7 protein-coding genes are annotated in these 9,985 nt (G+C 63.7%); 2 read left to right on the plus strand and 5 right to left on the minus strand.

Annotation, left to right across the window (positions count from 1 at the left end):
* Positions 1-269 precede the first annotated feature (269 nt).
* Positions 270-1,205, minus strand: a complete 936-nt coding sequence (locus AC1DKD_RS34820; protein WP_477111670.1) for an aldose epimerase family protein — start codon at positions 1,203-1,205, stop codon at positions 270-272.
* A gap of 277 nt (positions 1,206-1,482) precedes the next feature.
* Here AC1DKD_RS34820 and AC1DKD_RS34825 point away from each other — a divergent pair, with 277 nt between their 5' ends.
* Positions 1,483-1,968: a cupin domain-containing protein gene (locus AC1DKD_RS34825; protein WP_477144291.1), complete on the plus strand. Its 486-nt coding sequence runs from the start codon at positions 1,483-1,485 to the stop codon at positions 1,966-1,968.
* A 46-nt stretch (positions 1,969-2,014) separates the two neighbouring features.
* On the opposite strand, the gene AC1DKD_RS34830 is transcribed toward AC1DKD_RS34825, so the two are convergent.
* Positions 2,015-3,229: a polyhydroxyalkanoate depolymerase gene (locus AC1DKD_RS34830; protein ID WP_477111669.1), complete on the minus strand. Its 1,215-nt coding sequence runs from the start codon at positions 3,227-3,229 to the stop codon at positions 2,015-2,017.
* A gap of 481 nt (positions 3,230-3,710) precedes the next feature.
* On the opposite strand from AC1DKD_RS34830, the gene AC1DKD_RS34835 reads away from it, so the two are divergent.
* On the plus strand, positions 3,711-4,367 hold the full coding sequence (locus tag AC1DKD_RS34835; RefSeq protein WP_477111668.1) for a glutathione S-transferase family protein: 657 nt from the start codon (positions 3,711-3,713) through the stop codon (positions 4,365-4,367).
* A 72-nt stretch (positions 4,368-4,439) separates the two neighbouring features.
* Here AC1DKD_RS34835 and AC1DKD_RS34840 read toward each other — a convergent pair whose 3' ends face one another.
* The 3 genes from AC1DKD_RS34840 to ubiD all read right to left on the minus strand — a co-directional run bounded on the left by AC1DKD_RS34840 (position 4,440) and on the right by ubiD (position 9,568).
* The gene (locus AC1DKD_RS34840) at positions 4,440-6,464 is read right to left on the minus strand and encodes an acetoacetate--CoA ligase (protein WP_477144292.1); all 2,025 of its coding nucleotides are present in this window, start codon (positions 6,462-6,464) and stop codon (positions 4,440-4,442) included.
* Between the two features lie 5 nt (positions 6,465-6,469).
* A complete protein-coding gene (locus tag AC1DKD_RS34845) occupies positions 6,470-7,804 on the minus strand; it encodes an RNA-guided endonuclease InsQ/TnpB family protein (RefSeq protein ID WP_477111666.1) in 1,335 nt (444 codons plus the stop codon).
* A 234-nt stretch (positions 7,805-8,038) separates the two neighbouring features.
* Positions 8,039-9,568, minus strand: a complete 1,530-nt coding sequence (gene ubiD / locus AC1DKD_RS34850; protein ID WP_441624869.1) for a 4-hydroxy-3-polyprenylbenzoate decarboxylase — start codon at positions 9,566-9,568, stop codon at positions 8,039-8,041.
* Between the last annotated feature and the right edge of the window lie 417 nt (positions 9,569-9,985).

The raw sequence follows: 9,985 nt of genomic DNA on the forward strand, positions 1-9,985 counted from the left end.
GTGTTACGGCAAAACGCCCATGCGCACCTTCCTCGACTCGCTGGAACTCGCCAAGGAGAAACTGATCCCGCATTGAGTCGCGCTTCTCGATTCAACAGCCCGACTATCTGTCAGATCGAGTCCCAGCTAATACATGATTCGCTTGTGCTTGATTTCGTCGCCCCCTCTCGAACTAGGTCATGGCAGTGCCCCGAGGCCACCGCTTTGGTGTCGGCCAACCACTCGGTAGCGCTTTTTCCCAACCTTGCCGCTTGGGCGGCGCGCTTGCGCTATCGCTCCAGCCGCAACTGGCAAATCGCCGCCTCTTCCTGGCCCGGCGCGAGCCAGCGCAACCCCATGCCGTGGTGGATAGCATTTGGCAGGCCGAGCCAGGGCTCTACGCAGTAGTAGTCGGCGTCGACGTGCTCCGACCATGTGGTGACGGCGAACCACGGTACGCTGCCAGGCGGGTCCAGGTCGATCACCAGCTTGCGGCCCTGAGGGGCAGCGGCGTTGGGCGGCATCGCCAGCGCACAGGCGCGCGGCGCGGCAAGCCGCGGCTGCAGGACGTGGAAGGTGTCTTGCAGGCGCAGGTCATCGAGCCGATACGCCGCGGCACCTGGGCCGCTGGATGCCGGCGAGCCATCCGCTCGCTGATGCATCAGGGTCGCGGCCGGCATGGCCAGCCCGGATGCCCCGCGCGCCTGGTTAGCGAGCGCGAAATAGAAATGATGGCCGGCGTAATAGGGCAGCGGCTGTGCACCGGCATTGCGTGTGCGCAGCGTGGCTTCGAGCCCGTCTTCGAGCAGGCGGTAGGCGACCTCGAAACTGAAATCGAACGGGTAGGAAGCGCGCGTCGCATCCGAGGCTTGCAGCTCCATGGCAATGCTGCGTCCCGGCTCGTGCCGCGTGACCGCGAAGGGCAGGTCGCGCGCAAAACCGTGGTTCGGCATGGCGCGCACGGCGCCGCTGGCGTCTTTCCAGGCGCCCTGCGCACCGTCGGCGAAGTGCCTGGCGATGAAGGGGAATAGCAGGGGATTTCCACCGCGAACGCGGGCGGGCTGGGACCAGTCGGCGTTGTCCGGCCAGTAGAGCATGTCCTCGCCGCGATGTACCCAGCGCACCAGGCGGCCGCCGAACTGCGGGGCGAGCAGAAGGAAACTATCTTCGTTTCCGACCCGGATCAATGCCTGGCCCTGGAAGCGGGTATGGGAAAGGGGTTGCATGCAGAGGTTCCGGCGAATGCATATCGCTGCATCATAGCCGCCATTGCGTTGTCCGCGTGGGCGTGCCGCCGGCCGGGCGTCCGGGATGYATAATCATATGGCACCGGCCCGGTGCCGGGCCGGTACGCAGCGCCCCCGGCAAGTGCATGCGTGGCATGCCAGGTCCCCGGCGCATGCCACGCGCAGCGGACGGTGCTCCACATTCAACTGGCCCGCTGGTGGCGTGAATGTTGCGTCGCAGCGCAGTGCTTTTCCCCCCCAGCGAAAGGAGCTTGTCATGGCCGAGTCCCTCAACAAGTCCAGCGCGCCCGCCGGCGATCCCGCCGCGGACTCCACCCCGACGAAGTTTTCCCACGTGCGCTCGCAAGACACCGCCTTCGTCGACCAGGGTTTGCGCGATTTTTTCCTCTATCGGGATCTTGGCATTGCCGAGGCCACCGGCGGCAAGCTGCTGGTGCAACTGGTCAAGGCCAACCAGCCGCCCGAGCAGGGCACAGGCTGGCATCGCCATGAGGCGCAGTTCCATGTGGTGCTGATGCTCAAGGGATGGGCGCGCTTCATGTACGAGGACAAGGAGACGCTGGTGGCGACCGGCGATTGCGTCCATCAGCGCCCCGGCATCACCCACTACCTGTTCGATTACTCGCCGGACATGGAGTACCTGGAGATCGTGGGGCCGGCCGACTTCGGTACGGTCGAGGTGGAAGGCCCATGCGCGGTGCCCGCGGTGACACCGTGGCCGAAGGACCGCGACGCCGCCTAGCCGGGCTGCCCTGGAAGCGCGGGGTGCGCTCACGGGCTCGCGCGTTTCATGCGCTCATGTGTACGGCGTTGCGCACCAGCGGATAGACCTGCGTTTCCCAGCGCTTGCCGTTGAATACGCCGTAGTGGCCAACTCCGGTTTGCACATGGTGCATGCGCATATAGGGACGCAGGCTGCCGCACAGTTCCTGCGCGGCCATGGTCTGCCCGATGGCGCAGATATCGTCGCGCTCGCCTTCCACAGTGAGTAGCGCCGTGCGGTGGATCGCGTTCGTGTCCACGCGGCGCCCGCCCACTTCAAGCTGGCCCTGCGCCAGCAAGAAGCGCTGGAACACCATGCTCACGGTTTCGAGATAGAACTCCGCGCTCAGGTCCATGGTGGCGAAGTATTCCTCGTAGAACACCTGGATCGCATCGGCGCGGGCGTGATCGCCGTGGGCGCGAAGGTCGTAAAGATCGCGAAACGCCTGCTGGTGGCGTTCATGGTTCATGCTCATGAAGGCGATCAGCTGCATGAAGCCGGGATAGACGCGGCGCATCGCGCCGGCGAAACGCAGCGGCACGTAGCCGGTGAGCGAATTCTCGAACCATTCGATGGGCTGGCTGGTGGCGAGCTCGTTGACCTTGGTCGGGTTGATGCGCGCGTCGATGGGGCCGGCCATCAGGATCAGGCTGGGCGGCTGGGCAGGGTCATTGTCTTCCGCCATCAGGGCCACCGCGGCCAGCGCCGCCACGGTGGGTTGGCAAACCGCCATCAAGTGCGTGCCGCCGCCGAGGACGTGGAGAAAATCGATCAGGTGATAGACGAACTCGTCAAAGCCGAAGCGCCCGTGCAGCAACGAGACGTCGCGCGGGTTGTGCCAGTCGGTGATGTAGACGTCGTGGTCGCGCAACATGGTCTGCACGGTGCCCCGCAGCAGCGTGGCAAAGTGGCCCGACATCGGCGCCACCAGCAACACGCGCGGCTGGCCGGAGACGCCATGCTTGCGAAAGCGCAGCAGCGAGCAGAAAGGCGTGCTCGCGACCACTTCCTCGGTCACCTGTAACGGCGTGCCGCTTACGGCGACGCTATCAATGCCAAAGGCCGGGCGATGATGCGTCAGCCGGCTCAGCGCGAGCACTTCGCAGGCGGCGCGCGTGGCGCGCATCGGCTCGCATCCCGAGAGCCGCGAGTTCACTGCCAGCGCCGACGCCACGAGGTCGGCGACGCTGCAGGCGGGGTGCATAAGGTCCGCATAGCTCTGGTACACCTGGTACAGCATGGCTCACCCCTTTTTATGCGTTGGCCTCATTAGCCGCAATATGCGTGCCACGGCGATGTGGCTGGCATGAGGCTTGCGGGCTTGCCCGTATGGTGCAACGGGGTGACCTGTTCTGGTTCGTTTGCGGCGAGAGCGCCGCGCATGGGCGAAGCTTGCTGGCCTTTGCCAAGATCGCCGCCTCTTGCTGGTGCGGCGCGTTGCACCGTGCCAGTGCGGCGCCGCTGGAGCGCGTCGGGGCATGAGCAGCCGCTTGCGATGTGCGTGTTCGTCATGTGGGTCGACTACCCCCGGTAGCCTGGCGAAGTACGTAGGCGCAATACAAATGTCATCGCCATGATGTAGTACAAATTCATAGTAGAAGCAGCAAGCGCAAAGCACATAGCACGACACTGCACCGAGAGATACGGGCGCACCGTTCACTGGCACACACAACGGCATTCGCCCGCCATGCAACGGCTTTTCCAGGTGGCAAGGAGGCGGGATGGCAAGGACGACACTGACCATCAGCAGCAAAACGTATTCTTCATGGTCCCTGCGGGGCTGGCTGCTGGCCCGGTTCGCGGGACTGGAGTTTGAAGAAGTGCTGGTACCGCCCGACGACGCCGCGGCGCGCGCGGAAATCCTGCTGCTGTCGCCCTCCATCCTCGTTCCCCGGTTGCTGCATCAGGGCGTGACGGTGTGGGATACGCTGGCCATTGCCGAGTATCTCAACGAAGTCAGTCCCAAGGCCGGCCTGCTCCCGGAGGAGCGCGCAGCGCGCGCGCATTGCCGCGCCATCTGCGGAGAAATGCACTCAGGCTTCGCTGCCATGCGCTCGGCGCTGCCGATGAACCTGAAGGGGCACTTTCCCGGCTTCAAGGTGTGGTCGCGCGCGCAAGCCGACATCGACCGCATTACACAGATCTGGACCGAGTGCCTCACACAGTATGGCGGCCCTTACCTGTTCGGCGAAAAACGCACTATGGCCGATGCGATGTATGCGCCGGTGGTGACGCGCTTTGTGACCTATGGGGTTATGCTGGATCCCGCGCCGGTGGAATACTGCAAGCAGATCCTGGCGATGCCGGAGTTGCAGGAATGGATCGCGGACGCCAGGAAAGAGCCCGATGAAATCAGCGAGCTGGAAGTGGAGTTCTGATTCGCAGGCGCTGGGGATGAAAAAGGAACGGGCAAAGAAGAAGAGGGTGCGCCAGGGCGCACCCTCATTGTTTTACACCGGCGCGGATTCGCTCGCGCGCGCCGCGAGAAAATGCTCGGCGTAGGCAAAGTACCAGTCCAGCGTCTCCGGGTTGGCCATGGCATCGCGATTGGCGATCTTGTCCGGAGCGTGGCCCARCAGCAGCTTCTTGACCGGCACTTCCATCTTCTTGCCCGACAGCGTGCGCGGCACGCCGGGCACCTGCAGGATCTCGTTCGGCACATGGCGGGAAGACAGCGCGCTGCGGATGCGCGCGCGCATGATGTCACGCAGCGCATCGTCGAGCACCACGCCTTCGCGCAGCACCACGAACAGCGGCATGTAGGAGTCGCGGCCGAGGTACTCGAGATCCACCACCATGCTGTCGAGCACTTCCGGCAGATCTTCCACCACCCGGTACAACTCGCTGGTGCCCATGCGGATGCCGTGGCGATTGATGGTCGCGTCCGAGCGGCCGTAGATGATGGCGCCGCCATGCGCGGTGATCTTGATCCAGTCGCCGTGGCGCCAGACGCCGGGATAGGTATCGAAGTAACTGTCGCGGTAGCGCTTTCCGTCGGCGTCGCCCCACAGGAACAGCGGCATCGACGGCATCGGCGCCGCGCAGACCAGTTCGCCCACCTCTTCGGTCAGCGCGTGGCCGGCTTCGTCGAAGGCTTCCACTTTTGCGCCCAGGCAGCGGCACTGCATCTCGCCCGAGTAGACTGGCAGGATCGGGCAGCCCGCCACGAAAGAGCCTGCGAAGTCGGTGCCGCCGCTCATGGGCGCCAGCCAGATGTCGGCGCGCACGTGGCGGTAGATCCAATCGTAGGCTTCTGCAGGTAGCGGCGAACCGGTGGAGCCGAGCGCGCGCAGCCGGGACAGGTCGGCCAGGCGGGCCGGCTCGATGCCCGCCTTCATGCAACTGGTGAAGAACGCTGCGCCGGCGCCAAAGGCGGTGACGCCGGCGGCATCCACGAAGCGCCACAGCACCCCGGCGTCGGGCCAGACGGGGTTGCCGTCGTAGAGCGCGATGGTGGTGCCCAGCAGCAGCCCCGCTACCTGGGCATTCCACATGATCCAGCCGCTACTGCTGTACCAGTGGAAAACATCGTCCGGCCCGAGATTGTTGTGGAAGGCCATGAGCTTGAGCTGCTCGATGACGATGCCGCCGTGGCCGTGCACGATGGGCTTGGGCATGCCCGTGGTGCCGGAGGAGTAGACGATCCACAGCGGGTGGTCGAACGGTACCGGCTCAATCGCCAGCGGCACGCGATGTGCCAGTACGTCTTGCCACGCGTGGCGGTGCAGGCCGGGCGGCAGCGGGATCGTGCCTTCGCCGGGATTTCCCGCTGGCACCAGCACCAGGTCCGTGAGCGAGGGCAGGGCGGCGGCCAACTCGGCCAGTATCGGTGCACGGTCGTATGCCTTGCCGCCGTAGCCGTAGCCGTCCACGGCGATCAGCACCTTGGGTTCGATCTGGCGGAAGCGGTCGATCACCGCCACCTGCCCCATGTCGGGCGCGCAGCCCGACCAGATCGCGCCGAGGCTGGCGGTGGCCAGAAAGGCGACGACGGCGGCGGGGATGTTCGGCAGGTAGCCCGCCACGCGATCGCCGCGGGTGACGCCCATTTCGCGCAGGGCGTGCGCCAGCGAGGCTACCTGTTGTTCGAGCGCGTCCCAGCTAAGGTCCGTGACTTCAACGGATTCGCCGGCGTAGCGGATGGCCGCGCGCTGGCGGGCCGCGCCGCTGCCGGCATGGCGGAATACCTGCCGCACATAGTTCAGGCTCGCGCCCTCGAACCAACGCGCGCCGGGCATGGCGGCATTGCCGAGCACGCGCGCGGGCGACGTGTCGAAGCGCACGTCGAAGTAGGCGCGGATGGCGTCCCAGAAGGCCTCCAGGTCCGTCACCGACCACTGCCATAGCGCGGCATRGTCTGCGAAGGCGAGGCCGCGCTCGCTTTCCAGCCAGCGCATGAAGTGCGCGATGCGGCTTCCGTCGCGAAACGCCGGCGACGGCGTCCACATCAATTTTCCTTCTTCAAGGGTGGTCATGTCTGCTATGAAAAACGTGCGCAAATGTTCGCGTCGTTTCCTTCCCGCCCCGAGGCTCCTTGCTGGCCGACCTCGTCTCTGACGGACGTAACTTTCCCGTCTGCGATTGGCGACATGCCTCTCGCAGTGCGATTCGTTGCCGAATCACTCGCCACGGGTAGCGCAGTTTCGGTTGCGAGCCGTTCAAGGTTGATCGCTGCGTTGTGATCGCGGTCATGACTAATGCCGCAGGCCGGGCACACGACGCGACGCTCGCTAAGCGCAAGCTTGTTGAGCTTATTGCCACAGCAGGACATCAGTTTACTCGACGGAAACCAGCGATCGGCAAACACAAGGTGCGTGCCGTATCTCTTCGCCTTGTATTCCATTTGCCGGCGAAACTTACTCAGCCCCATGTCCGATAGTGAGCGTGCAAGACGCTCATTCTTGAGCATACCGCCGACGTTGAGATCCTCCAGGCCAATCGCTTGGTTTTCGCGGCATAGCCTGGTGGTTGTCTTGTGCAGGAAATCCTGCCTGATATTAGCGACGCGGGCGTGCAGGCGCGCCAGCCGTGCAGCACTGTCGATCTGGCCGGAAGACCGCGCCGGCTGTGGTTTGGCGTTCGGACGTAGCGGCCCAATGAAATCTCGGCTGAATGCCGCGCGCCCTGGCTTCGCCATCTCAATCTTCCGGAAAAGGCGTCGAGACCGAATCCGCAGGCGCCGTAGGGCTGCTTTCAACGGCTTTGGGCCCTCGAACGCTTCCCCCGTCGAAAGTGTGACGGCCGATTTGATCCCAAGGTCCACGCCAACCACGCCATTGCCGGTGCGCGGGACGAACGCCACTTCGTCCGCCACCTCTACCTGGACTGAGATGAACCAACGATCGGCTCGTCGGCTCACGGCGGCGCCGATTACTCGCCCGGGGAACCGCAGCGCCTCCCGCATGGCAACCCGCCCAATCAATGGCAGCACAACCGACTGTCCGTCAAACCTTACCTTATCGTTGGCGACGTAGAATCCGTCCTTGCATTGACCTTTCTTCTTGAACCTGGGGGCATGCGCTTTTATCCCCGACTTAATGTCAGAGAAGAACTTCGACCAGGCCTTTGATAGATTAGCGAATGGTTGGGCGTGCGCGTCACGATGGATGTCGGTCATCCACGGGTACTGCTGATACTTGATGGCGTTAAAGGACTTCTTCAGCGCCATTGCGCTCGGCTTACCACCGGCCGCGCGTTGGCGGTGCCATTCTGCCAACGCCCAGTTCCATACGAAACGCGCGCACCCAGCCGCCCTCACGAAGTAATCGACTTCGCGCTGGCTGGTCACAAGTTCGATCGTATGGGCTAGCAGCATTGGCAGCGGCCTTTGTGTTCCTTGTCGCGGCTTAAGAGCGCACGCTGGGCGTGCACAATTATGCACCTATCGGCACGTTCACGCTATCTGGAGACCATCTCCTCCCCGGATCAGTCTGCGCGGACGTGCGGWTGGGTTGCGATGCGATGCATGTGCGATGCATGGCGATACGAGTTGGGGCCGCGCAACTCGTATCGCCACCCCGGAAAACGTGATCTTACATGCAGTCCGCCATCACGCCTTGGACCGGGCCTCGAACAGCGAGTCCCAAAGGCCATCGACGCGTGCCTTGACGGCGGCATCCATCTGGATCGGGCGGCCCCACTCGCGGGTGGTTTCGCCGGGCCATTTGTCGGTGGCGTCGATGCCCATCTTCGAGCCCAGCCCGGATACCGGCGAGGCGAAGTCGAGATAGTCAATCGGCGTGTTCTCCACCAGCACGGTATCGCGGGCGGGATCGACGCGCGTGGTGATGGCCCAGATAACTTCCTTCCAGTCGCGCACGTCGACGTCGTCGTCCACCACCACGATGAACTTCGTATACATGAACTGGCGCAGGAAGCTCCAGACGCCGAACATCACGCGCTTGGCGTGGCCGGCGTATTGCTTCTTCATGCGCACCACGGCCATGCGGTAGCTGCAGCCCTCGGGCGGCAGGTAGAAATCCGTGATTTCCGGGAACTGCTTTTGCAGCAGGGGCACGAAGACTTCGTTAAGCGCCACGCCAAGCACGGCCGGCTCGTCGGGCGGCTTGCCAGTGTAGGTGGAGTGGTAGATCGGATCGCGCCGCATGGTGATGCGGTCGATGGTGAAGACCGGGAACCAGTCCTGCTCGTTGTAATAGCCGGTGTGGTCGCCGTACGGACCTTCCAGCGCGTGCTGGTAGCCGGAAGGGTGGTTCGGGTCGGGCTGGATATGGCCTTCCAGCACGATCTCGGCCGAAGCCGGGACGCTCAGTTCGGACAGCGTGGGCGTGATGCAGCCGGCCAGCGCGGTGCGGCTGCCACGCAGCAGTCCAGCGAACTGGTATTCCGACAAGGTGTCCGGCACGGGCGTGACGGCGCCAAGGATGGTGGCCGGGTCCGCACCAAGCGCCACCGCGATCGGGAATGGCTTGCCGGGGTTGGTCAGCGCATGCTCGCGGAAGTCCAGCGCGCCGCCGCGATGCGCCAGCCAGCGCATGATGACCTGGTTGCGGCTGATGACCTGCTGGCGGTAGATGCCCAGGTTCTGCCGCTTCTTGTGCGGGCCCTTGGTGATCACCAGGCCCCAGGTGATCAGCGGCGCCGCGTCTTCCGGCCAGCATGTCTGGATGGGCAGGCGCGCCAGGTCCACGTCATTGCCTTCCCAGACCACCTCCTGGCAGGCCGGGCTACCGACACGCTTGGGCGCCATGTCCCACACGGACTTGGCCAGCGTGAACAGCTTGCCGGCTTCGCGCAGGCCGCGGGGCGGTTCGGGCTCCTTGAGCGCCGACAGGACACGGCCGATATCACGTAGATCGGCCAGGCTTTCGGCGCCCATGCCCAGCGCCACCCTGCGTGTCGTACCGAACAGATTGGCCAGTACGGGGACGCTATAACTCTGTCCAGGCCTCCGGGGATCGCTCGGGTTTTTGAACACGACTGCCGGTCCGCTTGCCCGCAACAGCCTGTCGCAGATTTCGGTCATTTCGAGGTTGGGCGACACCGGCGCATCGATCCGTTTCAGTTCGCCAAGGCCTTCCAGCTGGCCGATGAAATCGCGCAAGTCGTTGTATTTCATAGTGAATTCTAGTGGTGTACAGGCGACGGAGCGCGCCTGTCCTGGCAAGTCATATGCTTCTATCTACACATTGGTGCGATGAGGCGCAAAAAAATCATCCTCATTTGCATCTCCAAATTGTAAATTTTTTGACACCGCCGCGGTCGGCCGCGATGGCCTCCATGCATTGCCAGTGCTGACTTTCCCAGAATCGGGGGGTGGTGAAAGTGCGTCAAAGAGCCTTGTTACATATAACCAAAAGATTGGTTAATTGAAATTGTTATTCTTGACGATGTATAAAAGGGTTTCTACAATCCGTTTCTGCTCGTTGGAGTGTTGCGGTGCAGCACATTTTTTTGCGCCCTGTCAAGGGGTTAGTGAAGAATCATCCATATCCGATCATATGAGCGGATCCGTCAGAGCAGGACGGGTCCGGTC

It is taken from the genome of Cupriavidus sp. 05T313 (genome assembly GCF_056396665.1).